The following is a 24,988-nucleotide window of genomic DNA, read 5'->3' on the forward strand; positions in this document are numbered from 1 at the left end:
CAGAGTTTAGGAATGATAGGAATAAAACCTACTGTCACATCGGGATAGATACCATGTTGAAAAATATCAATCCAACGCAAACCAACGCTTGGAAAGCACTGACTGCGCATTTTGAATCAGCGCAAGATATGGACCTTAAATCGCTTTTTGCACAAGATGCACAACGTTTCGATAAATTCTCGACTCGTTTTGGTTCAGATATTCTTGTTGATTACTCAAAAAATTTGATCAATGAAGAGACCTTACAACATTTACAAGCACTGGCTAATGAGACTGAACTAAAGTCAGCCATCGACGCTATGCTGCAAGGCTGCGCGATCAACCAAACTGAAGGCCGTGCCGTACTGCACACTGCGTTACGCAACCGCAGTAACACACCGGTCATGGTTGATGGTGAAGATGTGATGCCAGCCGTGAATGCGGTACTTGAGAAGATGAAATCGTTTTCTGAACGAGTGATTTCTGGTGAATGGAAAGGTTACACTGGTAAAGCGATTACCGATATTGTCAACATTGGTATTGGTGGTTCAGACCTTGGTCCATACATGGTCACAGAAGCACTTGCGCCGTATAAGAATCATCTTAATCTTCATTTCGTTTCTAACGTTGATGGAACACACATCGTTGAAACGTTGAAAAAAGTCAATCCAGAAACCACGCTATTTTTAGTGGCTTCAAAGACGTTTACTACCCAAGAAACCATGACCAATGCACATACGGCTCGTGATTGGTTCTTAGCGGAAGCAGGCGATGAAACTCATGTTGCAAAACACTTTGCAGCGCTGTCGACTAATGCGAAATCAGTCGCTGAGTTTGGTATTGATACAGACAACATGTTCGAATTTTGGGATTGGGTCGGTGGACGCTACTCACTATGGTCAGCAATTGGTCTATCCATTGTATTGGCTGTAGGCTATGACAACTTTGTGGAACTGCTGTCCGGCGCGCATGAGATGGATCAACATTTTGTGGCGACACCTTTTGAGCAAAATATTCCTGTGATCCTAGCCTTGATTGGTATTTGGTATAACAACTTCCACGGCGCCGAATCAGAAGCGATTCTGCCTTATGACCAATACTTACATCGCTTTGCCGCTTATTTCCAACAGGGCAATATGGAATCAAACGGTAAATACGTAGATCGTAACGGTCAAGCGGTAACTTACCAAACGGGTCCAATCATTTGGGGTGAGCCCGGTACTAATGGTCAACACGCCTTTTATCAATTGATCCACCAGGGAACAAAATTGATCCCGTGTGATTTTATTGCGCCAGCGCTCAGCCATAACCCAGCGGGTGATCATCACCAAAAATTGATGTCGAACTTTTTTGCTCAAACAGAAGCGTTAGCGTTTGGAAAAACGCAGCAAACCGTTGAAGTTGAGCTAAAAGCGGCGGGCAAATCAGCACAAGAAATGGCGGCAATCGCACCATTTAAAGTGTTTGAAGGAAACCGCCCAACCAACTCAATCTTAGTTAAGCAGATCACGCCACGCACTTTGGGCAACCTGATTGCGATGTACGAGCATAAAATTTTCGTACAGGGTGTTATTTGGAATATCTTCAGTTTCGATCAATGGGGCGTTGAGCTTGGTAAGCAGTTAGCAAACCAAATTCTGCCTGAGTTAGCCGACGATGCTCAAGTGAGTTCACACGACAGCTCAACCAATGGTTTGATTAACGCGTTTAAGACATTTAAAGCGTAATGCGTCAAAACCTTACTTGGATGTGAGTAAGGTTTTATCCAAATAAAAAAGGTTGATACTTAACGGTATCAACCTTTTTTTCTTTAATGAAAGAGCTTACTCGAAACAGATTTCGATAAAAGCGTTACCCCACTGAGAGGTAAACGGCATGATAATAATTGCACCTTCGCATTTATGACGAATCGTGTGGCCTTTTCCTGAGACAACAACCGGAGTTGCCATATCAAAGTCAAAACCACTCTCGGCAAGAATACGTTTAGCTCCGCCTGTCACCATGTTGGTGATTTCGCCGACCATATCTGTCACTTCTTCATTGAGACCGTTGGGGCGTTCACCTAACATATTTTGCATGATTTCCAATGCTAGACTTTCATCAAAAGTAATAGACATGGAACCGCGGCTTTGACTACCAACCATACCAATCAAGCCAGAGACATCACCACGGGCAATCTCATCTTTCTTTACACGAGGTTTCTGTGGCTTCAACTCTAATGAAGCCATCGTTTTTAACACGTTCATTAAAGAAGCTAAAAACGGGTTTACAAATTCAGCGCGCATAACCTTCTTCTACTGTTTTTATACTTTCAGACTTGAGGAACACGTTTGGCAAACACCATGAGATTCAATAACGTGATTAACGATGTTAAAACCGTGTTTCTCAGCGTTGCTTGCTAGCAAGGCTATCAGACTATCATCTTGAAGTTCAATAACATTGCCACATTTGTCACAAATTAATAGGTGTGAAAAATGCTTATTAGCATTACAAGAGCAACATGAAATAAAGCTATTTGTTGACTCCACTCTATGAATAAAGCCTTGTTCTAACAAAAAGTCCAGAGCACGATACACCGTTGGTGGTTTCGCTTGGGGCTCGCTTTGCTTTAAATCTTCAAGCAATTCATAAGCACTGGATGCTTTTTTGCTTGAACAAATCAGTTCAAACACTCTCTTTCGTTGAGAAGTTAGTCGTACTCCTCTCGCTGCGCATAGTTCTTCTATTTGTTTCGTTAGCTTGTGGTCCAAATTCATCACCATAACCATTGGACTTTAATAATAATATACTATTTCCAGATTAATAGCCTTGTAGCCTACAACATTTTCTGGAGTTAGTTAGCGATGTGATCGTTGTTTGCAACGAAAATAGTGCTTAAATTACCTTATATCGATGCAAAACGATACAGAAGAAGAACTGTTGGCGCTATAAACTCGAAGCGATTACAATGCCAAACTTTGTTTTTGGCTGTAAGTTTAGCCATTGAAACTGACTGAATTGGGATATCTAAATCATGACTCACCCTTGTAGGCTATCAGTAGCACCGATGCTCGATTGGATTCACTTTCTAGCTATCTAGGGCTTTCTAGTGAGTCATGCGTATTTATATACGTACTCGATTACATTCTCTGTCCAGACCAAACCACTTCACCAATGATTTCAAAGTCATTCCCTGAAATCTCCGTTTTACTCAATTCCCATTCTTTATAAGTCGAATTATCACTCACGACTGTCAATCCATGCTTTGAAAATTGAAGCCGTTTAACCATCAATTGCCCATCAAATCGAAATACATAAACACCATCGCCAGTAAATTGTTCAACTCTATTTACCATGACTAATGCACCATTTTTTAATGTTGGGTACATGCTGTCGCCTTTCACTGGCATTAAGAAAACGTTAATAGGATTTACGCCAATATCGTTATGAATAAATGCTTCGCTGAAAACAATATCTGAAGACTTTTCTTCACTGACAACTAATGCACCATGTCCAGCACTCACCGCTTGCTCATAAATATCTAGTGTCACGTATCCACGAGGTGGCACAGCAACGCCGCCATTTTGTGATAAGTCTCTCGCTTTTAGAAAGATATCTTCAGGAATGTGATCCCTATATTTCCAGTTTGAAACCGTCTTTGGCGATATGCCGAGAACCCTTGCTAGATCAACATTCTTAGCCGTATTAGTTAATCTTTTTAGTTCCCTTAATCTTTCCTCAAAAGTTCCCATAACTTCCTCTGATGTATTTTTGGGGTTGATTATTTTGTTTTGTTCCTCAATAATTCCCCACAACGTCGTTCTGGGATGTTATGAGGCGTTTGAATTACCTTGAAATGATTTAAATGTAGCACATGAGGAATATATGAATACAAATTTTGCACTGCTAGCACGCTTTGGAAGTCCTACGGTTGAGCTGAAACAGATATCTAAAGAGTTCTTTGGCATCACTCCAAAGACTGCAGAACAACGAGCTAAGGCATGTGATTTTCCAGTACCTACTTTCAAACTACGTGATTCTGAGCGTAGTCCTACCTTAATCAAAATCGAAGATTTAGCGGCGTATATCGATCAGCGATATGAAGACGCTAGAAACGATTGGCAATCAGTACACGGAGCGCACTAGATGAAAACTCCAAATCACGCTATCAACATTGATTTCTCTCATTCCAGTGAAGCCAAAGAGCTTTTGACGGTGGTTAAAGGTCGTTTGTCTTGGTTGAACCCTTCCTCACCAGAATTCGAGTTTTTGTATCCCATTTATGAGCAACTCGTCGAAGCCGCTGAATTACTGGAAAGTTTGGAGGTGTAGCAATGCTAAAAGCCTACCCCTTGTTATTAACCGAAGAGCAACGCGCTTGCGGTTTACGTGGGATTGAACTTTGCCGCAAAGCCGTTGCAAACAGCCGTAAAACTACGGAAAGAGAGCGCCGGAAATTAGCTTGGTTAGACAAACTCGCCGTTAAAGCGAATCAGCTACCAAGCAGGGCGACAAGTGAGCTGCATCAACCGATGCCCGATACTCTAGAAGATATACCGTTGTGAAAATCTATCGTAAACCGACCAAAAACCCACTAAGCAAGCTTCCTGAAAATTTACGTCAGGAGCTTGCTACCTATGTGGTCAAAAATCAGCGCTCTTTGCCTGAGTTTTCAATGATTGCTGAACATCAGCGTACCGATTTCTGCGCACTCTCACCACGAGAGCGCGTGTTTGAATTTGCCCACACCATTGCTAATCAATTCAAATTACCCAGTGATATTCGCTGTTATCTCGATAAGGCTGCGGCTGTGCGTTTTCGTAAATACGGTTTTAAGCGTGCAATTGATTTCGTTCAATCCCGTAGTCAAGCGGCGTTTTCTGCGCTTGGTGTATTGCCAGAGCCTTGGTGGCGGGTAGATACAGAATTAAAACGTGCTCGTCTTGCTACTGAGTTAGTCGGGCGTGCATGTTTTCGTTTTGAATTGGCCTCTAAAACGGGAATGTCTGTTTTTGATGCCATTAGTCAGATCCATGAATATGTGGGTGCAGCGCTCTGGATGCCGCAATTTGAATCGGCAAAAGATGAAGCGCAGGCATTCTCTATTTTGGCGCGTTTGCTGGATGAATCAGTTTGGCGGCGTGCGATTGAAAAGCACACGCTGGCGGCTTTTGAAAATGCTCGGCGGGCTGCTGGCATGGTATCACCTCATATTTCCCCGTATGCCTCAATATCGGCATGTGAATGGCTCAAGGTTCGCCAAGACAGGCAGCGTGAATGGCTTGAATTGATGGCGATTGAATCAGAGCAAGGCGATGTGGTGAGCATGGATGTGGTGCACGCATCGTCGCAAGCTAACCCTATAAATCGTCGTCATGAACTAATGACACGCATTGCGGGATGCCAAGAATATGCAGACTCCTATCAGCACGCCGCCGTGTTTATCACGATGACCGCACCAAGTCGCTTTCATCGTCTTACACAGCGCGGAGCGTATTGGATTGAAAATAAGCGTTGGGATGGTAGTAGTCCAAGTGATGCTCATGGATGGTTAACCACAACATGGAATCGTTTTCGGGCGTTTGCTCATCGACATGAACTCAATTACTACGGTATGCGAGTTGTTGAACCTCACCAAGACGGCACGCCACACTGGCATGGTGTGTTTTTTATGCCGCTAGAACAAGTCGGTGGATTCGTAGCCGCGTTGCAGGCCTACCAGTACCAACGTGATAGTAAAGAGCTCTATCGTGATACGGGGGAGCCTAATCGCAAAGCGATGAAAGCACGTTTTGATGCGAAGGTGTTGGATGGCAGTGAAGGCGGTGCGGTCGCCTATTTAGCGAAATACATATCAAAGAACGTAGACGGGTTCGGGCTAGAGGGTTTAGCCGATTTGGATAACAAAAAAGCCAAACTGCAAGACACGGTTAAAAATGTCACTGCATGGTCGCGTAATTTCTGTTTCCGTCAGTTTCAATTTCAGAAAACGCCAAGCGTGACTGTTTGGCGAGAGCTTCGCCGTATCCAAGATAAGCAAGAATACTGCTTATTTGAAAAAGCGCGGCGTGCGGCGGATATGGGCTTTTTTTCTGCGTATTTTGATTACATGGGCGGTCACCGTTTAGCGCAATCACTTCGACCCATTAAACCGAGCAAAGAAGAAAGAGAAAATAAATACGGTGAAATCGTACCGGTTGTTATCGGGCTCGAAGGTAGCGGTTTGACGATCTTAACGCACGAAATTGAGTGGAAGTTAGTCCAAAAAACGCACAGCGCGGAGGCTCTTCAAAGCAAGCGGGAGCTTGCGCCTTGGTCTAGTGGCAATAATTGTACGCAGGACATTACGCCGACCCGCCAACAACGAATCGTATCGAATTTCTTTTTAAATGTTGAGCTTGACCGTTTTGGTTCGCCTCAATGGGAAGAGCTTTGGAATCAATCCATGCATCCAGAAGATGCCTAGAATTTGCCAACGTCGTGAGACAGGGGCTTTTTATTCACTCACTAACGTCGAGAGACAGGGGAATCTATGAAATTACTCTCTATTGAAGAATGCCAACGCGATTTAAAAGCCTTAGATGCCGCCGACCAACTCACAACGAATATGGAACGTGAAATTGGGCGATTTAAGTCAATGGAAATGAAAGATTTAATTGGCAAAGCCACCAAAATGCTCATGACAGGAAATTTGTCATTGGAAGCGTTAGGGCTACCAACCAACTTTTTTGAACAGCTTGAACAACTCGCAAAGCTCAATGATGTAGCGCGTAGAAAATATCGCGCTCATGTCGTTTCTAACTTGAACCAAATAGAAAATATTTCGGATGGTGATTTCACTGAGGTTGGGGGTAAGAATGAGTAAATACGAAAACCCAGTGCGTGGTGTTGTGCATTGCCCTGTTTGTGTTTCGCTTTCTACCGTTCACCAAGTCGGTGAAGGAAAGCTCATTGCTGAGGGCGAACCACCTAAAAACGGGCGTAACCTTGGGCTTAAATATTATCGTTGTCCTAAATGTGGTAATAGCTCAATGAGCAAAAGTGTGGATGAGTACGTCAATAAGCACATGGCAACCGATGAAAGCGCATTACTTGAACGCGAGGCCAGTGCATTGCCTGTCTTGGTTGAAGCGTTGGACGTAACCGAGCTAACCGTTAGCGATTCGGTTGAAACTGTTGAGCCTTTGCGGGTGGAAGAGTCCAGCACTGACAGGGTTGAAAGCATTATCGAAACCGAAACTCCAACCGACAAGCCGCTAGTGGAAATACGGCCTTTTGTCACGGTTAAGCGTGTATTGATGGTGTTGGGGGTGGTACTTGCCTGCCTGTGGGCGGTGCGTCTTTTACTACCAAAACCACAACCAGAGGAGTCAACCGATGCAACAACCGGATAATGAACTAGAAGTGACGAGCCTCGGTGATGATTGGGGCGATTTTGATGTGGTGATCAAACAACTTGAAACCGAAGAAGCCCCCACCGAATCAACCGAAAGTAGCGCACTATCAACCGAAACCGTGAGCAGTGAGGCTTTTGAAGGGCTTTTATCAGTCGTTTTTACCATTGCCGAACAAGCGACCTCTATCATTTCAGGGATTGATTTTTCTTTTGATGAAAAAGGCAAAAATGAAGTTATCAAAGCGGCTATTCCTGTCTTGAGTAAGCATGGCGGTGAGCTATTAGGCTGGTTTGGTGATTACGTGGAAGAGGCTACTTTATTGCTCGCCATTTTAGCACTGGTGTACACATCTAAGCGTCATATCACTGAGCTAAAAGCCTATAAAGCAGAGCAGGAGAAGCGAGATGCCGAAAAAGCAAAAGCCACCGCTAAAGCTGCCTAATCCGGTTAACTCTAATGCATCCCATGATGCAGAGCATGTGATTTATGTGGCGGGTACGGGGGGAGGCAAAACCTCTGCCGTTAAACATTTGGGATTGGTGCAAAAAGCCTCTCAAGCTGTTTTTTTTGACCCATATCGAAACTATGCAGGCTCAAAGTTTCAGGGGCAGATGTGTCACGGTACGAGCTCTCGCTCTGCTTTTGTCAAAGCGTTGTTGATGGCTCGCCGTCGTGGTCAGTCTTTTAAACTGGCGTACATTCCGGAAGGGGGCGCGGTTGCTGAAGAGTTGGAGTTTTTTAGTTCGGTTGTGTGGTCTATGGGAAATGGTCATGCGCCGAAGTTGCACACGGTTATCGAAGAGTTAGCAAGCTGTGTGGAAACATCCGGTAAGCTCAAAGGCAAAGCAGGGGAGCTACTGCGCGGTGGCCGCCAATACGGTTTAGTCATTCATACTGTGTTCCAACGCGGGCAAGAAGTACCGAAAACGGTCACCGAGCAATCATCGACATGGTGGATTGGAGCTGTTAACTCCATGTCGGATGCCGAATGGATAGCCAAGAAAAAAGGGTTAGATACTCACGCGATCGCTTCGTTGGTCTCTGCTAAGGTAAACAAACAGAAAATCGGCAAACCGATTGCTGAATATATGATGGTGCGTGATGGTATCGGCAATGTAGAAACTCGCGCTTTCAACTGTCAAACGGGCAAGCCGTTAGCTATGAACTATCGCTAAACGAGTGTGATTCAACGCTCAAATCAACCTATAGGTTAGCCGTTTAACCTATAGGTTACCTCTCATTTACCCACTCTTATTTTCTTGTTTCTAATAGCCCTGTTCTTAACACGGGTGAAACTGGAAACATTTATGAAAGCACAGCACAAAACCATGTTAGTGACGGCGGTAGTGACGATTTTGCTTATCGCAGCCATTAACAACATCAGCGCCATGAAAACGCTGAAAGAAACCATCAACGGCAAATCTGGCTGGTTCTAAGGGGAACGGTAATGGAAGCACTACAAACGCTATTTAACCCACGTCCTAAAGAGCTTGATCCGGTCGAAGGTGTCGCTTGGGGAAATCAGTCAACGTTACGGCTGGTTTCTGGCCCTACTTATCAAAACCTTGAGTTGGTGACGAACATTACTGACCCTGCGGATATTGAGCGCGTTCGTATTACCTATAACGGTAAGGAGATCGTGTCTCTGTCTGGCCAAGACATGGTGGACTTACAAGAGCACCGTTCTAGCTATGTTGAGCAAGGCCGTTACATCATTTCATTTTCTGATTTGGGTATGCGAACCAAACTAGGCGTTCGTCAAGGTGAACTGGTGACTTTACCCGGTGAAATCTGGTTTGTTTATATTCAACTAAAAGCAAAATCCGGTGAGCCAGCTCCAAGTATTCGCGCTCGCGCTCATATCACGGAAGCACAAACACAGCGCTTATTTATGCCTCGTTTGTACTCTTTGACGTGGTTTGCCAGTGCGGCAGGTCGCACGCCGTTTGATTGGTCTGAGCGTTCGCCATTCTTGAGCCTCAAGCGTATTCACTTTAAAGACGATTCCATCACTCGCGTTCGTGTTCTACGTGATGATCGTGAAGAAATGAACGTCAACAAAGCCGACAACTCATTTGATCTCTCTGTCGCGGGTCTTGAGCAAAACGATGGCTGGTTTTCTCTGGATTTTGTCCGAACGGGTTTCGGCTCTGAAAGCAAACTCAAAACGCAAGCCGTTCGTGCATTGCAATTTGAGCTTGAAAAGAGCGCGGCGGGCAGTGTGCCAGTGATTATTGAAGCGATCGAACAAGTAGCGATTCCAACGCAAACCACCGCATAAGGGGGAACCATGAGCTGGTTAGATTCCTTGAGTGAGGCTGGCGGCGAATTACTCGATGCAGCCTCTAGCGCGGGTGGTTCGTGGATTAATGGCACCGTTCAAAATGACTTGGCAAAAAAGCAAGCAAGCGACCCTGACGAAGCCCGAAAGAGCCAAGTGCAGGGGCAGACGGCTGACGGCCAACCTATCCACACTCAAGCACAAGGTTTGAATACTAATTACTTGATTGTGGGCGTGGGTGTTCTGGTGCTTTTGTTGTTGGTGTTCATGTTGGCTAAAGGGGGCAAATGATGCCGTTCTTATTGCCTTTAATGTTTGTCGGTGGCGGCGTGGTTGGGTTTCAGCTCTCAGAAGGTTCGAGCAAGCTGATCATGATGCTTTTGCTCATGGTCGTAGGCTACGTGCTAATCAAGGGGAAATTTTAAGATGCTAGGAAGCTTAACAAGCTTGACCGGAGGCGGCGGTTTAACGGGGGGAAGTGCTGGCCCATCGACAGCAACGAATACTACCAACAGTGGGCAAAGTATAGGTGCTATCAACATGGGAAGCCCTAAAGGGGTGAGCCCGTGGTTGATTGCGGTCGTGATGGTGGTCATTGCGTATTTGATGTTGAAAAAAAAATGATTCGCTGTGTCACCAATACCCCTGAAGCACTGGAACAATTAAAGGTCGCGTTTCGAGCTTGTCCACAAGACTTTGAGGAGCTGAAAGCCGAAGTCAAAACAGGGCGCGTGAGTCTTTATGAGCTAAGTGCGGAAAACTACCAAATTGTGGTAGCGGGTGAAGTGATCGGAGAAACCTATTTTTTGTGGGGTGTGGCTGGGCATGGTGTTGTTCCCGCCATTCACGAGCTTTCTCAATATGTAAAAAACGCAGGGCTAAAAACCATTTCAGCACAGACCTATTTTGCAGGGCTCGCTCGCTTAGTTCGCAAACTGAATACGACAGAGCAAGTTGCCACCAATATCACAGAGTTAACCATGAGAGTGTAACGCATGGGCGGAAAAAGCAGTTCAAGCAACCAAACACAAACCACCAACGTTAGCGGCCAAAATGCCATTTCTGGCGATAACCTCGGAACGGCGATCAGTGGCATTAATAATTCAACGCTGAACGTGACGGCAACCGATTATGGTTCGGTGAATAAGGCGCTTGATTTAGGGGGTGAATTAGTCGAGCAAACGGGGCGAATGTTTAACGATGCGCTCAAGTATGCGGGAGGCGTCAATAAAGACTCTCTCGATTTTGCTAGCGAAGTGAACCAAGGCTCTCTCGATTTTGCAGAAAACGCATTGGAAGACATGTCTTCCAGCAATAGCGAAAACCTACAGATGCTTGCAGGTCTCGCTGGTAATCAGGCCGCGCAAAATACGCAGAGTTTGAGCGCAATGATGGACTTAGCCAAGTTCAAGCAAGATAACGGCGCAAGTGAGAACAAGCAGCAACAAATCATCTTAATGGTGATCATTGCGGTTGTTTTAGGGGCGGTAGCAATTATGGCGATGAAACGATGAATCTTTCTTTAAAAGCACATCAGCCTATGCCTGTCATTGTGGCGGGTAACTGGATTTATTTGGAAACGGCGTTGCAAAGCATCACGCTTGAAAGTGCATTAGGCGATCGCGTCACCCTGAAAAAGGAGGCGGTCGTTAAAAGTACGCAGCAAATCGGGCGAGTGTTGGTGTACTCGGATATTGACCAAAACATCACACTAGAATTTGGTTTTGGGGATTTTGTCCCGCCCGCCAATATCAGCGGCCAAAGCATTGTGGTGAGTGACATGCCTGCCGTGGAATTAGCAGCAGGTCAAAGCGTTAATATTGGTCAGATGCCTGCGGTAGAACTTGCCGAGGGTCAAGCTCTCAGTATTGCGCAAATGCCCGCGTTAGAAATTGCAGCGGGGCAGTCGGTGAGCTTAGACCGTTTGCCAAAAGTAGAAATTGCGCCAAGCCAAACCGTGAATATTGGAGAGCTTCCTAATATTACATTCGCTTCTGGTCAGTCTATCTGTATTGAGCAGATGCCCGCCGTAGAACTGGTTTCAGGGCAAGAAGTCACGACCAGCATTAGTAATGAACTGAATGCCCATTCTAGCATTATGCCTTTTGTCTTGGCCGCAAACAGTAGCCGCCGGAAGGTGCATATTAAAGCGGCGTCAGAGAACACACATCCGATTTTAATTGCGGGCATTTATCCACTCGTCGCGGGTGAAAAAATCGAGTTATCCACTCAGGCTGAAATTGAGTTTACCGGAGACGTGGCCGACTCAGTTCAGATTTTGGAGATTTAAAGTATGAGCGTTAATTTACCGACAGGAAGTAACCGCAACAAGATTGAAGCCTTGGCGGCAATCTTAGGTAATGGCAGTCAGTCACAAAAGCCAATCGGTAAGCTTTCATGGAATTTTTATGTCGACTTAAAGCAAAACATTACCACGGCTCAGCAATGGTTTGAAAAATGTTCTGATTGGACTCCATGGGGCAAATCATTACACACAGATTTAGCGTTGAACGGCAAGCTACGCAGTGACTTGACGGCGATTCTTATTCCAGAGCGAGAGCTCAATAATCAAAAAATCATCCAGTTTGAAACGGCGAATAACCAAGATGAGCCGGATTTAGCGGATGAAATTTTGGCAAGTGGTTTTGAGTACGCAAGGATTAAAGGCACCGTTAGAGGTTCGTTGGATGCGTTCGGTGGCGATTTTGTTTCTACCACTGGCGCTGTCCCTGATGCGCGGTTGGATTTAAACGTGTTTGTTGAAAACGATACTTTCGGCACGATTTGGCAAAAATTTGTTAGCCCTATGGGAACGAATCAGGTGATCGCCCCCTTTCATTTCACCGAGCAAACTGGAAAGCAAACGGCTTACTTCCTATTTCCTTTTGACATCCTCGTCCCGACGTCATTTGCACAGGGTCGGCGTACTTGGCTCTATCCCATTATATCTGCACAGACCAAAAACAGTGTAGAGAGTCAAATCAATCTTCAAATGGAGGTTGAGCTCGTGGATTTCGTGCCGACTCAAATCAAATAATCGAGTGCTTCTCAATGAAACTCTCTTGGTTTGTCGTCTTGCTAATAACGGTGGTGTATTTGATGAAAAAACAAATCGTAACAACAGAGCCGCGCGGCGTGCTTGCGAATAACCCCTTGAACATTGAAAGTAATGTTAATAACAACTGGGTTGGGAAAATGACGCCTTCAGTAGACAAACGCTTTGAAACCTTTCGTGCGCCGGAATATGGCTTTCGTGCAGGAGCGATTCTACTACGTGATACTTACCAGAAACGCTATGGCCTTGAAACCATTAACGAGCTTATTCACAAGTTTGCACCAAGCCACGAAAACGAATCTGACCACTATGCACAGTTCGTTGCCAGTCAATTAGGTGTGAGTCCACACGAGCCGATTAATCTGCAAAGCGATGCCACTCTTGCCAAGATGATGCACGCCATGTCAGTGATGGAGGTGGGGCGCTTCTACTCGCTTGAACAAGCACAAGAAGGGGTTCGCATGGCATGAATAAAGATGACGCGAAACGAATTGTTTTAACGGTGCTAGGCGCAATACTTGCCGCCTATGCAATTAAGTATTTGAAAGTATGGAAATTACTATGAAAGAACTCTTCAAGAAAAAACTGGGTATTGATTTAGGCCAACCATCGACCCAAAAAGGTTTGGCATTAGTTGGGGCGGGTGTTGCTTTAGCTGCGGGGCATCCAGAACTGTTAACTGCTAGTGTCACGGCCGAGGGCGTGCAATACGGTGGCCTTATCGGGACAACCATTCCGGTCATTTTAGGCTTATGGGAAATGATCCGAAACGAGTTCAAGTGATGGCTGAGTATCAGACTTTGTTCGTTGCGGCTATCAGCGCATTGTGTAGTGGGATAGGCGTTGGCGTAACCCTTAAAACAGATATTAAGTGGTTACGCTTAATGATGGAAAAGATGGATGCTCGACTTACACGGTTAGAAAATAAAAGCCCCACTAACTAAAATAGTGGGGCAACATTTAAAGTTGAGGAAAAACTGCGTGTAATATTTCTAGCATTTTAGATCTTAAATGTTCAACTTCTTTCTCAGTCAAGATTTGTTTGTCGTTATGGTTCGTTAGATTAAGAAGTTCTTTACTTGTTTTTTGTAAATCAGACACAGCGTTCCTAACCAATTTCATATCATCTTGCCCAACAAGCTTATTGGCGTTTTTTTCAACAAAGTTGAGGATGTTTGAGAGGTCTTGGGACTTATCTGTATATTGCTTTCTTAGCTCTTCACTAAGATTTTTACGATTAATAATAACTTTCAATGTTACTTCAATAATTGCGCGAATCATTAAAGCAGAGCTGTATTTGTTTTGCCGAAAAATTATTTTCTGAGCTTCATTACACAAGCTGATGAGTTTGGTGTTTACATTTGGAATCTGAAGTTCTTTAGGTATTAAAGTTTCTGGTGTTCTTCTGGGCTTTTTAGTCTGCTCTTGCTTTTCTTGAGTAATATCTTTTGTTGAGTTCTGTTTTTGCTCGTCATCAAATTTTTCTTGGGTATGTGTTGAAGCGTCACCACTTTCATCTCCTTGAGGCAAGATTCGAGAAAATTGATGTTCTGCCTTTTCTGTATTTGGTGACTGAGACGCAAACTCGGTTTGAAACTCCGCAATATACTCACGTATTGTGTCTTTATCTTCTTGACGAGTATTGAATCTTGATTTGATTAATGCATCTCTAGCTAATTTTTCTAGAATGCGAAGAAACATAAGTTCATCAGTATGAATTTCAGAGCTAGATTTAGATGTTACTCGCAGTTGCCCATTATTCATCACTTTTACGTCACATACTGTATCTATGAAGTCTGAATTTGACATTAATCTAATGATGGCGCCTATGTTGTTGTTATCGATTTGAGTTGTCAAAAAATCTAATTCTTTTTCAGACCAGCAGTCTAAATTCAGAATTTCTTCAGTTAGCAGAAATGTAAAGAGTCTCTTTTTGATATCTGTAATGCTCATCGTGTTACGAAGAACATCTTTTACTGCAGATACAGTGTGAAATTCTTGTAAAAATCCATAGATATAAGCTCCTTGTGTATAAGGACTCCATCTTTTGATCGATTCAGATGTATGTTTAGATGCTAGATAAGCAGCTGCACTATAGCGGTTATCTAAAATCACAACAGATAATCTTTTTATTGAAGCTAAGACCAACGGGAAGTTTGGGTGTTTAGACAGTTTTTGTAATTTGGTGAAATCAGAAGTGCCTTTTACTAGTTTTGGTTTCAAAAGGAGCTTGCAAGCAGTTAATCGCCTATTTCCTTCAATTACGGTCACTCTATTCTGTTTTCCTGACTCATTATTTATTGCGATCAGCACTTCATCTGGATGAAACCCATTATTTACAATTGATGTACACAATGAAATTACGTCCGAACTTTTGGTTAAAGCCACTGCAGCCTCTGCTTGAGAGGTTATTGCTTGCCGTTTGATTAAGCCAGCTAATCTAGGGTTTTTCAAATCTAAATCGATAGATGCTACAGCTCTATTCGTTTTTTTATAATGAGCAATCAAATTTTCACCTTTAAATTAGTCTGGCTGGAGTTGCTTAGAGTAGGCTTGAATATTCTAGTTTTTTTTCCTTACAATAACAAAGAAATGTTATCGGTGGTGTGTACAGTTTCTGAGTTCAATCACTATTGTATCTGTGCTAAAATGCTTTCCTTGTTAATTTATCTAGACTACTTTCATATATGCGCTTTTTAACTCCTCTCAGATATCCCGGCGGTAAAGGGAAGCTAGCCGATTATGTTAAAGAAACATATAGATCTAACGGCATCGTTGGTGGCCACTATGTTGAGCCATATACAGGCGGTGGTGCTGTAGCGTTAGATATGCTCATTAGTGAAACGACGGAACACATTCATCTTAATGATATTGACCCTGCGATTTTTTCTTTTTGGTTTGCTGTTTTGTATCAAACTAATGATTTGATAGAAAAAATTGAAACAACAGAGGTGACTATTGAAGAGTGGCATCGACAAAAAGAGATCTTGAACACCGTTGTTGTAGCTCAAGGCGAAGCTAGTTTAGAGTTAGGTTTTGCTACTTTTTTTCTAAATAGAACTAATCGTTCTGGAATCTTAAAAGCGGGGGTTATTGGAGGCAAAGCTCAGTCAGGGAACTGGACCTTAGATGTTCGGTTTAATAAAACGGATTTGATTAATAGGATAAGAAGGATCTCGTTGTTTTCTGATAGAATTTCGCTCTATAACTTAGATGCAGTAAAGCTTATCAATGAATTAGATGGACACATACCTCGTCAGTCATTGCTTTACCTTGACCCTCCATATTATGTGAAGGGCCAAGGGCTATATAGAAATTTTTATACTCATGATGATCACATAACAATTCGTAATGCGCTGATTGAATCAGATTTTGAGCATTGGATGGTTTCTTATGATAACGCTGAAGAGATCAGGGAGATTTATGATGGTTATCCACAAACTATCTACTCTCTTCAATATACAGCACAAACGAAAGTCGTAGGTTCTGAAGTTATGATATATTCAAGGGAAATTGTGGCTCCAACTATAATTCTCGGACGAACTGGCTCATGAGGCTAATCAAACGAGTGTCTTGAAATGTAAACAATGAGGTTTTAACTGGGTATAAACCTGCCACAAGATATTCAAATTCCTATGCCCAGTAACTTGAGCTACTTCCTCAATCGAGTAGCCTTTTTCAAAAAGCCGACTCGCTCCTTCTCGTCTCAAATCGTGATAGCGTAAGTCTTCAATCCCCAACTCATTACGAACTCGCTGAAATCCTGCGGATACGCTTTTGGCGTTGTATGGAAAGATTCGTTCATTGGTTTGGGGCTGTTTTATCGCTATATCAAAAGACTCACCGAGTAACGGCACTATCATATGATTACCTGCTTTCTTTCGCGGGTCTTTGCGATCGCGAACTAAAACGGTTTTATGTTCTCGCTCTAAATCTTCCCAACGTATTGCACACACTTCACCAATTCGCATACAAGTGAGAATGCTAAATTCTAGAATATCGGTGAATGGGATTCTGGTCTTTCCATTTGGGCGAAAGTTTTCTCGCTGTTTTAATCCCTCTCTGAGCCTATCGAGCTCGTTTGACGTTGGGCGGCGTGTTCTTTTATCGCTTTTTCCTACTAGCTCCATATCAATCAAAACAGGCACTGCTTCTTCAAATATTTGGTAGTTAGCAGATACGTTGAAAACAGGTTTTGCCTTTTTCATCACCGATCTTAAATAAGCAATGTCATGATATACCGTTACAGGTTTTGCACCTGCAGCTTTGCGGTTCTTACAGTGGGTAATCAGATCACTCGTTCGGAGTTGGTCGCTCTCTATCATTGCAATATCACAATCTCTTAAAAGGCGAATCACATACTGCTTTGTGCGTCCTGTGTTATCCCATAAGTCTCGCTCTGCCATGAACATATCGAGCAGTACGTATATTGGTACGCATTTAAGTTTCTGAACGCCGGATTCTTCAAGCTCATTAACCCGTTTCATTGCGTAAGTTCTAGCAAGGTCTTTTTTTCTGAATGTTTTAGACTCTCTGTGTATAATTCGCGAATTCTTTTTAACGATAATGTCCACTGTAAAGCGCAGGGAACCGTTTTGTAGTGTGCGTTTTTTGATGCTGAATGACGCCATTGTCCTACCCCATTTATACGTACTATATGCGTACTGGTCGGAGAAATTGGGGGCAATTTTAGCAAACTCATGTATATTTATACAGTATCTTAAATCGACGTAAACTATGACTATTTCTAAAGACACCGATAAATTCAAAGCTCACCGACTTTCCGTTGCACCCATGCTCGATTGGACAGATCGCCACTGCCGATACTTTCATCGCTTGCTGTCCTCGCAAACGTTACTGTATACCGAGATGGTCACGACAGGCGCGATCATTCATGGTAAAGGGGATTTCTTGGCTTACAACGAGGAGGAACACCCAGTAGCGTTACAATTGGGTGGTTCGAATCCTCAAGACCTTGCTCATTGTGCCAAACTTGCCCAGCAGTACGGGTACGATGAAATCAACCTCAATGTGGGTTGTCCGTCCGATCGCGTCCAGAATGGTCGTTTTGGTGCTTGTTTAATGGCTGAGCCGCAACTGGTGGCGGATTGCGTTGCAGCGATGAAATCAGTAGTTGATATTCCGGTAACCGTGAAGACGCGCATTGGTATTGATGACATGGATTCTTATGAATTTTTGACTGATTTTATTTCATTGGTATCAGAGAAAGGGGGCTGTGAACAGTTTACTATTCATGCGCGTAAGGCGTGGCTTAGTGGTTTGAGCCCAAAAGAGAACCGTGAAATACCGCCGTTAGATTACTCACGGGCATATCAGCTGAAAAAAGATTTCCCACATTTAGTCATTGCTGTGAATGGCGGTGTCAAAACCTTAGCTGAAGTCAGTGAGCATTTACAGCATCTTGATGGCGTAATGATTGGCCGGGAAGCTTATCAAAGCCCTTATTTGTTGGCGGAAGTGGATCAGACCATTTTTGGCATGGATACGCCGATTAAAAAACGTTCTCAAATTATTGAAGAGATGTTTCCTTATATTGAACGTCAATTAGCTCAGGGGTCTTACCTTGGCCATATTACCCGCCATATGTTAGGTATGTTCCAAAATATGCCAGGTGCTCGTCAATGGCGACGTTATATCAGTGAGAATGCGCATAAGCCCGGTGCGGGAATTGAAGTCGTGCAAGCGGCATTAGCAAAAATTCCGAAAGAGTTGAATGTGTAAAAATCACCAACTTAAGTGGTGATTTTTACCAACAATAGAAAGGCTAAATGACTCGGTGTTATTTGGCTTTTTTTATTGAAATAAATATTGCTTTTCAAGTGCTTGATTGGCCAAGAAACTGTGATTTTTTTAGTCTTGACTTGAAATCAGAGGTGGTAATGACAAGTTGGCTCGATATCTGCTAGTGGTAAGAGAAACGGAGGAAAACATCATGTTTGAACTTATTTTCTTATTGGTTTTTATTGCAACTTTATTGGCGACAGGCATCACTTTGGCGACTGTGTTTATTGCGACGGTCATGGGCTTTATAGTATTGGCATTACTAGGCATGATTGGAGTGATGTTTAAGCTACTACCTTGGATCATTGTGATTGTTTTGGGGGTCTGGTTCTTCCGTCATGTGGTGTACACCCCTCGCTAATATGGCAGTCAACGAAACGTTAACTCACTTCAGGAATATGCTACTATCGCGTTCAATTAAGAACATGCATTAGTAGCGAATAAATAGGGAGCAATAGGGATGAATAAACCAATTTGGTTAGCGTTGGTCAGTGTGGCAATGATGATGTCAACCGCATCGGTTCAAGCAGAATCATTTTATCGTGGAGAAGTTGGCGCTGACATGTGGTGGGGCAGCACTAAAATCGACAATACTCGTCGTGATGATGTGAAGACACCTTCAATCCACGTTGCTTTTGAGCATCAGCTACCTTATTTGCCCAATGCGAGTATTCGTTATACAACGCTTGAGGCGGATTATGCATCCTTTGATAAGTACGACTATACCTTGTATTACAATCTGTTAGAGCGACAGTTAATGTCGTTCGATGCGGGTGTTACATTCACTCAATATAGTGGTTCTCAGTATCAAGCACCAGATAGCTTGAAGTACAGTTTTGATAAGACGACTTTTAACTGGTATGCCTATGCCACAATTAAAATTCCCAATACCCAAGTTGATGTGATAGGGCAGTTTGATTTTGGTGATAGTGGCGGAATTAAAAGCGCAGATGTACTTGCGGGTTTGCAGTATTCCATACCTATTCGTGCTGGGAATGTCGCATTGCGTGGCGGCTATCGTGTGATTGATCTTGAATTCACCGAACTTGACCCAAAAACGAAAAACTCATTTGTCTTTGTTGATGGTTGGTTCTTGGGGGCTGAGTTTCAATTTTAAGTATCGATTCGATACTTACGCGCTAAATGCATTTTCCATAAAACGCTACCTCTACAAGGTGGCGTTTTTTATAACTGACAATTATATTATTGCGCAATTTCTTAGCAGAATAAGCAAAATGTACCATGCTTAATTCACGAGTGAATAATGTGAAAATGGTGTGGTGATGACGATTACCGAGTTAAGGGACTTGTATCGTGAGAACAAGCTTATCGAAGCCATTATTGAACCGTCTTTCCAAGAAGGGCATTGGATAGTCGAGTTTCGGCATTGCCGTGGTGGGTTCGTGCTATTAACCGATTCTCAGGGTGACGAATGCCAGTATACCGATCTGGATCTTGCCTCTAAATCGGCTATGGAGGTGGGTTTTAAGCAAGTTCGAGTCGAGTCTAAATGAGAGAATTAAGCGTAATGCCTACTTCCAAAAAGTTATAAAACATACTTATCTATTCTTTCTTGTTATTAAAGAGAGTGGTTAATCTATTGTCACGCAATGAATAGGGAAGTCGTGACCATGTCTTCAGGAAATACCATACCCCAAGAGCTAGCCAGTTTAGCTAGCCCACTCAATGACGCGCAACTGAACGGATTGCAGCGTACTATTTCAGAACTTTCCCCGCAGCAGCTTGCTTGGGTTAGCGGATATTTTTGGGGCCTCAGTCAGTCTCAAGCATCAAGCATTTCTACTTCCAGCTCACAAGTAGCCACTTTAGTATCAACGGAGCCTGCGACTCAATTAACCATTATTTTCGCTTCTCAAACAGGTAATGCAAAAGGCCTTGCTGAAGGATTGGAAAGAGAAGCTCAGGCTGCCGGTATCGCGGTTCAATTATTCGATGCGAGTGATTACAAAGGCAAAGATCTTGCGAAAGAAACGCATGTTATTTTTGTTGCATCGACCAATGGCGAGGGCGAAGCTCCTGACAATGCATTAGCTCTGCATGAATTTTTACAATCCAAGAAAGCGCCGAAATTACCTCACTTGCAATATGGTGTGATTGGCTTAGGTGACTCCAGTTATGAATTTTTCTGCCAAACGGGTAAAGATTTTGATACATTTTTAGAGCAGCTTGGTGCCAAACGTTTTATTGAACGAGTGGATTGCGACGTTGATTACGAACATCAAGCCGCCGAGTGGAAAGCCAAAGCATTAGCAGTGGTAAAAGAAGCTTTTGCAAGTACGCCTGCGCAAGTTGTGCAATTACCCGTGAGTCAAACCACGAGTCATCTATCTCAATACAATAAGCAAAATCCTTACAGTGCGACTTTACTGACGAGTCAAAAAATTACTGGGCGAGATTCAGGAAAAGAGGTGCACCACATTGAAATTGACTTGGGTGAGTCAGGTATAACGTATCAGTCTGGGGATGCGCTTGGAGTATGGTATGAAAACGATACAGAGTTGGTCAATGCCGTGTTATCTGCGACTGGGCTATCGGGTGTCGAAAGTGTTGAGGTCGATGGCGAAAGTTTATCCATCCATAGTGCTTTAATGCATAAATATGAAATTACGGCTGCAAATTCTCAGATGGTGACCAAGTTTGCTGAGTTATCTGGTTGTACGAAACTGCTTGAGCTGGTGGAGGATAAAGAGAAGCTCAGATTGTATGCGAGCCATCATCAAGTGATTGATGTACTGCGAGAGAAGCAAACTAAACTGACGGCCCAAGCGCTACTCTCTTTATTACGTCGTTTAACGCCGCGTCTTTATTCTATCGCATCAAGTCAAAGCGAAGTTGAAGATGAAGTGCATCTTACCGTCAGCATTGTTCAGTATACACACCAAGATGAGCACCGTTTTGGGGGAGCGTCCAGTTACCTTGGCCAGCGCTTAGAAGAGGGCGACAAGGTAAAGGTTTTCATTGAACACAATAATAATTTCAAACTACCGCAAGATGATAACGTGCCTATTATCATGATTGGTCCTGGCACCGGAATTGCGCCATTTCGTAGCTTTATTCAAGAGCGTGATAACCGTGAAGCAAAAGGAAAAAACTGGCTGTTTTTTGGTGATCGTACATTTACTCAAGATTTTCTCTATCAAGTTGAGTGGCAAAAATATCTGAAATCCGGTGTGCTGAGTCGTCTAGATGTGGCGTTTAGCCGTGATCAACATGAGAAAGTCTACGTTCAGCATCGATTACTTGAACAATCCGAACTGGTCTGGCAATGGATTCAAAACGGTGCGTATCTTTATGTCTGTGGTGATGCAACGCACATGGCGAAAGATGTGCATGATGCACTAATTGTTATTGCACAGCAGCAAGGTGGGTTATCACGTGAACAGGCAGAGACATATATCAACGATCTGCGCAAAGCAAAACGTTATCAAAGGGATGTTTACTAATGAGCACCAAACAACAATCTAATCATCAAGAAGTATTAGGACAAGAGCTAGGCCCATTGTCAGATAACGAGCGCTTGAAACGTGAAAGTCACTTTTTACGTGGGACGATCGAGCAAGATCTGCAAGATCACATCACAGGTGGCTTTAGTGCTGACAACTTTCAGCTGATTCGCTTTCATGGCATGTATCAACAAGACGATCGCGATATTCGTAACGAACGTGCAAAACAAAAGTTAGAACCTCTGCACAATGTGATGTTACGTGCGCGCATGCCTGGCGGGATCATCACACCGAAACAATGGCTAGCGATAGATAAATTTGCAACTGAGCACAGCCTATATGGCAGCATTCGTTTAACCACTCGCCAAACCTTTCAGTTTCATGGGGTATTGAAGCCTAACATTAAATTGATGCATCAAACGTTAAACAGCATTGGTATTGATTCGATTGCCACAGCGGGTGATGTGAACCGTAACGTACTGTGTACGTCCAATCCTGTGGAGTCTGAACTGCATCAGGAAGCTTACGAATGGGCGAAGAAGATTTCGGAACATCTGTTACCTAAAACGCGCGCTTATGCCGAAATTTGGTTGGATGGTGAAAAACTAGAAACTACAGATGAAGAGCCGATTTTAGGTAATAACTACTTACCGCGTAAGTTCAAAACGACAGTGGTTATTCCGCCCCAAAACGATGTGGATGTACATGCCAACGATTTAAACTTTGTTGCGATTGCCGAACAAGGTCGGTTAGTTGGTTTTAATGTGCTGGTGGGTGGCGGCCTAGCCATGACGCACGGTGATACTTCTACTTACCCGCGTCGTGCTGATGATTTCGGATTTATTCCTTTGGATAAAACCTTAGAAGTCGCCGCCGCTGTGGTTACGACTCAGCGTGATTGGGGAAACCGGTCTAATCGTAAAAATGCAAAAACTAAATACACACTCGATAGAGTGGGCGTCGATGTGTTCAAAGCCGAAGTTGAAAAGCGTGCTGGTATTGAGTTTGCGGTCAGCCGCCCTTACGAGCTCACAGAACGTGGTGATCGGATTGGGTGGATTGAAGGTATCGATGGTAAGCATCATTTAACACTTTTCATCGAAAATGGTCGTTTACTCGATTTCCCTGATAAACCGCTAAAGAGTGGTGTGGCAGAAATTGCTAAAATCCACCAAGGTGATTTTCGTATGACGGCCAATCAAAACCTCATCGTAGCGGGAGTACCAGCTGTACAAAAAGCCACGATTGAGCAGATTGCGCGTCAGCATGGTTTGATCAATGACAATGTGAGTGAGCAACGTAAAAATTCGATGGCGTGCGTCTCTTTCCCTACGTGCCCATTAGCTATGGCTGAGGCGGAACGTTTCCTCCCTCAATTTGTAACGGATGTAGAGACGATCCTACAAAAACATGCGTTACCTAAAGAAGAAAACATTATCTTACGTGTCACAGGTTGTCCGAACGGATGTGGCCGAGCCATGTTGGCTGAAATTGGTTTAGTTGGTAAAGCTCCCGGCCGCTACAACCTACATCTTGGCGGCAATAGAGCGGGCACTCGTGTGCCTAAAATGTATAAAGAAAACATTACCGATGTACAAATTCTTCAAGAAATTGATGAGTTGGTAGGACGCTGGGCTAGCGAGCGTCTCGAAGGAGAAGGATTTGGTGATTTCACAATCCGCGCAGGAATTATCGAAGAGGTGATCATCTCTAAGAGAGATTTCTATGCTTGAAGTACCAGTAGTTCCTAAATTGTCCGAGTTATTGGCGCTAACTAAAGTAGAGCAAACGTTACACCTTGCCCCATTAAATGCTTATCTCGAAACGTTAACAGCGCAGCAGCGAGTGATGTGGGCGATTGAGAATCTAGAAGGAACCCATGCGCTTTCTTCTAGCTTTGGCATTCAAGCCGCATTGATGCTGCATCTGGTTTCTAGCGTAAAAAGCGATATACCAGTGGTATTGACGGATACTGGCTATTTGTTTCCTGAAACATATCAATTTATTGACCAGCTCACGGAGCACCTAAATCTCAATCTGCATATCTTCAGCGCTACGATAAGTCCATCATGGCAGGAGGCGCGTTACGGTAAACTTTGGGAACAAGGCGTTACTGGCATTGAACAATACAATCACCTTAATAAAGTAGAACCGATGCGAAGAGCGTTAGATGAACTAAATATCGGTACTTGGTTTTCTGGCCTACGCCGAGAGCAATCACAATCGCGGGTGACATTACCTATTTTAGCGATTCAAAATGGTGTGTTTAAATTCCTACCTGTGATTGATTGGACAAATAAAGATGTACATTATTATCTGCAAGAAAATCACCTGCCGTATCATCCATTGTGGGAGCAAGGTTACCTTTCAGTTGGTGACACTCATACCACTCGTAAATGGGAACCGGGAATGAATGAAGAAGACACGCGTTTCTTCGGCTTAAAAAGAGAGTGTGGTCTTCATGAAGAGAATAGCTAAGGAGATGATGCAGGTATTTAATCTTCTATATAGTGTAAAAAAGAAATGAGTGAAACGGAAAAAGCGTCTGAAGGCGCTTTTTCTACGTTTGAAAAGATAAAAATTACAGCTAATGTGTATAACTCTGTGGGTAACATGTTTACTTGATCTTAGTAAAATTGAATAAATAAGGCTTTGAGCAGTAATTTGGTGATTAAGCGCTATTTTTGCAATTTTTACAAAATAACGCTTGCCAACGTGACTACGATCTCTATAATGCGACCTCACTGACACGGCACAGCCAGTAAGGGTTCAAGCCCAATTAGCCAGCCAATCAGTAGGTCAAATCAGTAAGACGAAATAATTTAATAAAGTGTTTGACACTTTTTATTATCTCGCTAGAATGGCCGCCTCTTCAAAGGAAGCCTCGGCAAGCCAGAGAAGAACGCTCTTTAACAATATAAACCTATCAATCTGTGTGGGCACTCGTTGATGATAATCAAAAAAGATTTATCAATGAACTGAGTGACCAATCAGAATCAAGTTTACTTGATTTTGGCACAGTCAATTCATT

Annotated in this window: 34 protein-coding genes; 29 read left to right on the forward strand and 5 right to left on the reverse strand. The window is 43.4% G+C overall.

Annotated elements, in window-relative coordinates; translation table 11 throughout:
- Positions 1-53 precede the first annotated feature (53 nt).
- On the forward strand, positions 54-1,706 hold the full coding sequence (gene pgi, locus AACV32_RS03705) for a glucose-6-phosphate isomerase (protein WP_094164072.1): 1,653 nt from the start codon (positions 54-56) through the stop codon (positions 1,704-1,706).
- A gap of 96 nt (positions 1,707-1,802) precedes the next feature.
- Here the strand turns inward: pgi and AACV32_RS03710 are convergent, their stop codons facing one another.
- The 3 genes from AACV32_RS03710 to AACV32_RS03720 all read right to left on the reverse strand — a co-directional run bounded on the left by AACV32_RS03710 (position 1,803) and on the right by AACV32_RS03720 (position 3,710).
- Positions 1,803-2,264: a chemotaxis protein CheX gene (locus tag AACV32_RS03710; protein ID WP_017043302.1), complete on the reverse strand. Its 462-nt coding sequence runs from the start codon at positions 2,262-2,264 to the stop codon at positions 1,803-1,805.
- A gap of 18 nt (positions 2,265-2,282) precedes the next feature.
- Positions 2,283-2,741: a zinc uptake transcriptional repressor Zur gene (zur, locus tag AACV32_RS03715; RefSeq protein ID WP_017043301.1), complete on the reverse strand. Its 459-nt coding sequence runs from the start codon at positions 2,739-2,741 to the stop codon at positions 2,283-2,285.
- 357 nt (positions 2,742-3,098) lie between these two features.
- Positions 3,099-3,710: a LexA family transcriptional regulator gene (locus AACV32_RS03720; RefSeq protein WP_017045660.1), complete on the reverse strand. Its 612-nt coding sequence runs from the start codon at positions 3,708-3,710 to the stop codon at positions 3,099-3,101.
- A gap of 133 nt (positions 3,711-3,843) precedes the next feature.
- On the opposite strand from AACV32_RS03720, the gene AACV32_RS03725 reads away from it, so the two are divergent.
- From AACV32_RS03725 to AACV32_RS03820, 20 genes are all read left to right on the forward strand, one after another.
- Positions 3,844-4,104 (forward strand): pyocin activator PrtN family protein, encoded by a 261-nt coding sequence (locus AACV32_RS03725; RefSeq protein WP_017045659.1) that lies wholly within the window; start codon positions 3,844-3,846, stop codon positions 4,102-4,104.
- Positions 4,105-4,290 carry a hypothetical protein gene (locus tag AACV32_RS03730; RefSeq protein WP_017045658.1) on the forward strand — a complete coding sequence of 62 codons (186 nt, stop codon included), beginning with the start codon at positions 4,105-4,107 and terminating at the stop codon, positions 4,288-4,290. It abuts the gene before it with no gap.
- A 2-nt stretch (positions 4,291-4,292) separates the two neighbouring features.
- Positions 4,293-4,523 (forward strand): hypothetical protein, encoded by a 231-nt coding sequence (locus tag AACV32_RS03735; RefSeq protein WP_017045657.1) that lies wholly within the window; start codon positions 4,293-4,295, stop codon positions 4,521-4,523.
- Positions 4,520-6,424, forward strand: a complete 1,905-nt coding sequence (locus AACV32_RS03740) for a replication endonuclease (protein ID WP_170895718.1) — start codon at positions 4,520-4,522, stop codon at positions 6,422-6,424. Before AACV32_RS03735 ends, AACV32_RS03740 begins: the two co-directional genes overlap by 4 nt.
- 66 nt (positions 6,425-6,490) lie before the next feature.
- Positions 6,491-6,823 carry a hypothetical protein gene (locus tag AACV32_RS03745; RefSeq protein ID WP_170895719.1) on the forward strand — a complete coding sequence of 111 codons (333 nt, stop codon included), beginning with the start codon at positions 6,491-6,493 and terminating at the stop codon, positions 6,821-6,823.
- Complete coding sequence (locus AACV32_RS03750) at positions 6,816-7,352, forward strand: hypothetical protein (protein WP_170895720.1); 537 nt, start codon at positions 6,816-6,818, stop codon at positions 7,350-7,352. Before AACV32_RS03745 ends, AACV32_RS03750 begins: the two co-directional genes overlap by 8 nt.
- Positions 7,336-7,797, forward strand: a complete 462-nt coding sequence (locus tag AACV32_RS03755) for a hypothetical protein (RefSeq protein WP_170895721.1) — start codon at positions 7,336-7,338, stop codon at positions 7,795-7,797. Before AACV32_RS03750 ends, AACV32_RS03755 begins: the two co-directional genes overlap by 17 nt.
- The gene (locus AACV32_RS03760; protein ID WP_017045652.1) at positions 7,760-8,530 is read left to right on the forward strand and encodes a hypothetical protein; all 771 of its coding nucleotides are present in this window, start codon (positions 7,760-7,762) and stop codon (positions 8,528-8,530) included. Before AACV32_RS03755 ends, AACV32_RS03760 begins: the two co-directional genes overlap by 38 nt.
- A 132-nt stretch (positions 8,531-8,662) precedes the next feature.
- Positions 8,663-8,791: a hypothetical protein gene (locus tag AACV32_RS03765; protein ID WP_017045651.1), complete on the forward strand. Its 129-nt coding sequence runs from the start codon at positions 8,663-8,665 to the stop codon at positions 8,789-8,791.
- An 11-nt stretch (positions 8,792-8,802) separates the two neighbouring features.
- Positions 8,803-9,636, forward strand: coding sequence for a major capsid protein P2 (locus AACV32_RS03770; protein WP_017045650.1), 834 nt, complete (start codon positions 8,803-8,805; stop codon positions 9,634-9,636).
- A 9-nt stretch (positions 9,637-9,645) separates the two neighbouring features.
- Positions 9,646-9,927: a hypothetical protein gene (locus AACV32_RS03775; protein WP_017045649.1), complete on the forward strand. Its 282-nt coding sequence runs from the start codon at positions 9,646-9,648 to the stop codon at positions 9,925-9,927.
- The gene (locus tag AACV32_RS03780; protein ID WP_158006721.1) at positions 9,924-10,061 is read left to right on the forward strand and encodes a hypothetical protein; all 138 of its coding nucleotides are present in this window, start codon (positions 9,924-9,926) and stop codon (positions 10,059-10,061) included. The genes AACV32_RS03775 and AACV32_RS03780 overlap by 4 nt, the downstream gene beginning before the upstream one ends.
- Before the next feature lies 1 nt (position 10,062).
- A complete protein-coding gene (locus tag AACV32_RS03785) occupies positions 10,063-10,260 on the forward strand; it encodes a hypothetical protein (protein ID WP_017045647.1) in 198 nt (65 codons plus the stop codon).
- Positions 10,203-10,628 (forward strand): DNAase, encoded by a 426-nt coding sequence (locus tag AACV32_RS03790; RefSeq protein ID WP_306690714.1) that lies wholly within the window; start codon positions 10,203-10,205, stop codon positions 10,626-10,628. Before AACV32_RS03785 ends, AACV32_RS03790 begins: the two co-directional genes overlap by 58 nt.
- Positions 10,629-10,631: 3 nt before the next feature.
- On the forward strand, positions 10,632-11,150 hold the full coding sequence (locus AACV32_RS03795) for a chemotaxis protein (protein WP_094125192.1): 519 nt from the start codon (positions 10,632-10,634) through the stop codon (positions 11,148-11,150).
- Positions 11,147-11,926, forward strand: coding sequence for a hypothetical protein (locus AACV32_RS03800; protein WP_017045644.1), 780 nt, complete (start codon positions 11,147-11,149; stop codon positions 11,924-11,926). Before AACV32_RS03795 ends, AACV32_RS03800 begins: the two co-directional genes overlap by 4 nt.
- A gap of 3 nt (positions 11,927-11,929) precedes the next feature.
- Positions 11,930-12,673: a hypothetical protein gene (locus AACV32_RS03805; RefSeq protein ID WP_017045643.1), complete on the forward strand. Its 744-nt coding sequence runs from the start codon at positions 11,930-11,932 to the stop codon at positions 12,671-12,673.
- Positions 12,674-12,735: 62 nt separating this feature from the next.
- Positions 12,736-13,161, forward strand: a complete 426-nt coding sequence (locus tag AACV32_RS03810; RefSeq protein WP_235652709.1) for a structural protein — start codon at positions 12,736-12,738, stop codon at positions 13,159-13,161.
- A 91-nt stretch (positions 13,162-13,252) separates the two neighbouring features.
- Positions 13,253-13,474, forward strand: coding sequence for a hypothetical protein (locus AACV32_RS03815; protein WP_017045640.1), 222 nt, complete (start codon positions 13,253-13,255; stop codon positions 13,472-13,474).
- Positions 13,474-13,635 carry a hypothetical protein gene (locus AACV32_RS03820; RefSeq protein WP_170895722.1) on the forward strand — a complete coding sequence of 54 codons (162 nt, stop codon included), beginning with the start codon at positions 13,474-13,476 and terminating at the stop codon, positions 13,633-13,635. Before AACV32_RS03815 ends, AACV32_RS03820 begins: the two co-directional genes overlap by 1 nt.
- A gap of 16 nt (positions 13,636-13,651) precedes the next feature.
- Here AACV32_RS03820 and AACV32_RS03825 read toward each other — a convergent pair whose 3' ends face one another.
- Positions 13,652-15,199 (reverse strand): hypothetical protein, encoded by a 1,548-nt coding sequence (locus AACV32_RS03825; protein ID WP_170895723.1) that lies wholly within the window; start codon positions 15,197-15,199, stop codon positions 13,652-13,654.
- 179 nt (positions 15,200-15,378) lie between these two features.
- Here AACV32_RS03825 and AACV32_RS03830 point away from each other — a divergent pair, with 179 nt between their 5' ends.
- Positions 15,379-16,245 (forward strand): DNA adenine methylase, encoded by an 867-nt coding sequence (locus AACV32_RS03830; RefSeq protein WP_170895724.1) that lies wholly within the window; start codon positions 15,379-15,381, stop codon positions 16,243-16,245.
- Positions 16,246-16,251: 6 nt separating this feature from the next.
- On the opposite strand, the gene AACV32_RS03835 is transcribed toward AACV32_RS03830, so the two are convergent.
- Entirely contained in the window at positions 16,252-17,322 is a 1,071-nt protein-coding gene (locus tag AACV32_RS03835; protein WP_170895725.1) for a site-specific integrase, read from the reverse strand.
- Positions 17,323-17,428: 106 nt separating this feature from the next.
- On the opposite strand from AACV32_RS03835, the gene dusA reads away from it, so the two are divergent.
- The 7 genes from dusA to AACV32_RS03870 all read left to right on the forward strand — a co-directional run bounded on the left by dusA (position 17,429) and on the right by AACV32_RS03870 (position 24,435).
- Positions 17,429-18,433: a tRNA dihydrouridine(20/20a) synthase DusA gene (gene dusA / locus AACV32_RS03840; RefSeq protein WP_170895726.1), complete on the forward strand. Its 1,005-nt coding sequence runs from the start codon at positions 17,429-17,431 to the stop codon at positions 18,431-18,433.
- A gap of 211 nt (positions 18,434-18,644) precedes the next feature.
- Positions 18,645-18,854: an envelope stress response protein PspG gene (gene pspG / locus AACV32_RS03845; RefSeq protein WP_026027454.1), complete on the forward strand. Its 210-nt coding sequence runs from the start codon at positions 18,645-18,647 to the stop codon at positions 18,852-18,854.
- Between the two features lie 99 nt (positions 18,855-18,953).
- Entirely contained in the window at positions 18,954-19,610 is a 657-nt protein-coding gene (locus AACV32_RS03850) for a TIGR04219 family outer membrane beta-barrel protein (RefSeq protein WP_019282801.1), read from the forward strand.
- Positions 19,611-19,776: 166 nt separating this feature from the next.
- On the forward strand, positions 19,777-20,007 hold the full coding sequence (locus tag AACV32_RS03855; protein WP_038149123.1) for a hypothetical protein: 231 nt from the start codon (positions 19,777-19,779) through the stop codon (positions 20,005-20,007).
- Positions 20,008-20,103: 96 nt separating this feature from the next.
- On the forward strand, positions 20,104-21,957 hold the full coding sequence (locus AACV32_RS03860; RefSeq protein WP_170895727.1) for an assimilatory sulfite reductase (NADPH) flavoprotein subunit: 1,854 nt from the start codon (positions 20,104-20,106) through the stop codon (positions 21,955-21,957).
- Positions 21,957-23,690, forward strand: coding sequence for an assimilatory sulfite reductase (NADPH) hemoprotein subunit (gene cysI, locus AACV32_RS03865; protein ID WP_013857905.1), 1,734 nt, complete (start codon positions 21,957-21,959; stop codon positions 23,688-23,690). The genes AACV32_RS03860 and cysI overlap by 1 nt, the downstream gene beginning before the upstream one ends.
- Positions 23,683-24,435, forward strand: a complete 753-nt coding sequence (locus tag AACV32_RS03870; RefSeq protein WP_170895728.1) for a phosphoadenylyl-sulfate reductase — start codon at positions 23,683-23,685, stop codon at positions 24,433-24,435. Before cysI ends, AACV32_RS03870 begins: the two co-directional genes overlap by 8 nt.
- Positions 24,436-24,988: the final 553 nt, after the last annotated feature.

This window comes from Vibrio sp. B7 (genome assembly GCF_963888765.1).
GTDB classification, from domain to species: Bacteria; Pseudomonadota; Gammaproteobacteria; order Enterobacterales; family Vibrionaceae; genus Vibrio; species Vibrio anguillarum.

Coding starts and splice junctions, on each gene's coding strand:
- pgi (WP_094164072.1), top strand. CDS start 54: ATGTTGAAAAATATCAATCCAACGCAAACCAACGCTTGGAAAGCACTG.
- AACV32_RS03710 (WP_017043302.1), bottom strand. CDS start 2,264: ATGCGCGCTGAATTTGTAAACCCGTTTTTAGCTTCTTTAATGAACGTG.
- zur (WP_017043301.1), bottom strand. CDS start 2,741: ATGGTGATGAATTTGGACCACAAGCTAACGAAACAAATAGAAGAACTA.
- AACV32_RS03720 (WP_017045660.1), bottom strand. CDS start 3,710: ATGGGAACTTTTGAGGAAAGATTAAGGGAACTAAAAAGATTAACTAAT.
- AACV32_RS03725 (WP_017045659.1), top strand. CDS start 3,844: ATGAATACAAATTTTGCACTGCTAGCACGCTTTGGAAGTCCTACGGTT.
- AACV32_RS03730 (WP_017045658.1), top strand. CDS start 4,105: ATGAAAACTCCAAATCACGCTATCAACATTGATTTCTCTCATTCCAGT.
- AACV32_RS03735 (WP_017045657.1), top strand. CDS start 4,293: ATGCTAAAAGCCTACCCCTTGTTATTAACCGAAGAGCAACGCGCTTGC.
- AACV32_RS03745 (WP_170895719.1), top strand. CDS start 6,491: ATGAAATTACTCTCTATTGAAGAATGCCAACGCGATTTAAAAGCCTTA.
- AACV32_RS03750 (WP_170895720.1), top strand. CDS start 6,816: ATGAGTAAATACGAAAACCCAGTGCGTGGTGTTGTGCATTGCCCTGTT.
- AACV32_RS03755 (WP_170895721.1), top strand. CDS start 7,336: ATGCAACAACCGGATAATGAACTAGAAGTGACGAGCCTCGGTGATGAT.
- AACV32_RS03760 (WP_017045652.1), top strand. CDS start 7,760: ATGCCGAAAAAGCAAAAGCCACCGCTAAAGCTGCCTAATCCGGTTAAC.
- AACV32_RS03765 (WP_017045651.1), top strand. CDS start 8,663: ATGAAAGCACAGCACAAAACCATGTTAGTGACGGCGGTAGTGACGATT.
- AACV32_RS03770 (WP_017045650.1), top strand. CDS start 8,803: ATGGAAGCACTACAAACGCTATTTAACCCACGTCCTAAAGAGCTTGAT.
- AACV32_RS03775 (WP_017045649.1), top strand. CDS start 9,646: ATGAGCTGGTTAGATTCCTTGAGTGAGGCTGGCGGCGAATTACTCGAT.
- AACV32_RS03780 (WP_158006721.1), top strand. CDS start 9,924: ATGATGCCGTTCTTATTGCCTTTAATGTTTGTCGGTGGCGGCGTGGTT.
- AACV32_RS03785 (WP_017045647.1), top strand. CDS start 10,063: ATGCTAGGAAGCTTAACAAGCTTGACCGGAGGCGGCGGTTTAACGGGG.
- AACV32_RS03795 (WP_094125192.1), top strand. CDS start 10,632: ATGGGCGGAAAAAGCAGTTCAAGCAACCAAACACAAACCACCAACGTT.
- AACV32_RS03800 (WP_017045644.1), top strand. CDS start 11,147: ATGAATCTTTCTTTAAAAGCACATCAGCCTATGCCTGTCATTGTGGCG.
- AACV32_RS03805 (WP_017045643.1), top strand. CDS start 11,930: ATGAGCGTTAATTTACCGACAGGAAGTAACCGCAACAAGATTGAAGCC.
- AACV32_RS03810 (WP_235652709.1), top strand. CDS start 12,736: ATGAAAAAACAAATCGTAACAACAGAGCCGCGCGGCGTGCTTGCGAAT.
- AACV32_RS03815 (WP_017045640.1), top strand. CDS start 13,253: ATGAAAGAACTCTTCAAGAAAAAACTGGGTATTGATTTAGGCCAACCA.
- AACV32_RS03820 (WP_170895722.1), top strand. CDS start 13,474: ATGGCTGAGTATCAGACTTTGTTCGTTGCGGCTATCAGCGCATTGTGT.
- AACV32_RS03830 (WP_170895724.1), top strand. CDS start 15,379: ATGCGCTTTTTAACTCCTCTCAGATATCCCGGCGGTAAAGGGAAGCTA.
- AACV32_RS03835 (WP_170895725.1), bottom strand. CDS start 17,322: ATGGCGTCATTCAGCATCAAAAAACGCACACTACAAAACGGTTCCCTG.
- dusA (WP_170895726.1), top strand. CDS start 17,429: ATGACTATTTCTAAAGACACCGATAAATTCAAAGCTCACCGACTTTCC.
- pspG (WP_026027454.1), top strand. CDS start 18,645: ATGTTTGAACTTATTTTCTTATTGGTTTTTATTGCAACTTTATTGGCG.
- AACV32_RS03850 (WP_019282801.1), top strand. CDS start 18,954: ATGAATAAACCAATTTGGTTAGCGTTGGTCAGTGTGGCAATGATGATG.
- AACV32_RS03855 (WP_038149123.1), top strand. CDS start 19,777: ATGACGATTACCGAGTTAAGGGACTTGTATCGTGAGAACAAGCTTATC.
- AACV32_RS03860 (WP_170895727.1), top strand. CDS start 20,104: ATGAATAGGGAAGTCGTGACCATGTCTTCAGGAAATACCATACCCCAA.
- cysI (WP_013857905.1), top strand. CDS start 21,957: ATGAGCACCAAACAACAATCTAATCATCAAGAAGTATTAGGACAAGAG.
- AACV32_RS03870 (WP_170895728.1), top strand. CDS start 23,683: ATGCTTGAAGTACCAGTAGTTCCTAAATTGTCCGAGTTATTGGCGCTA.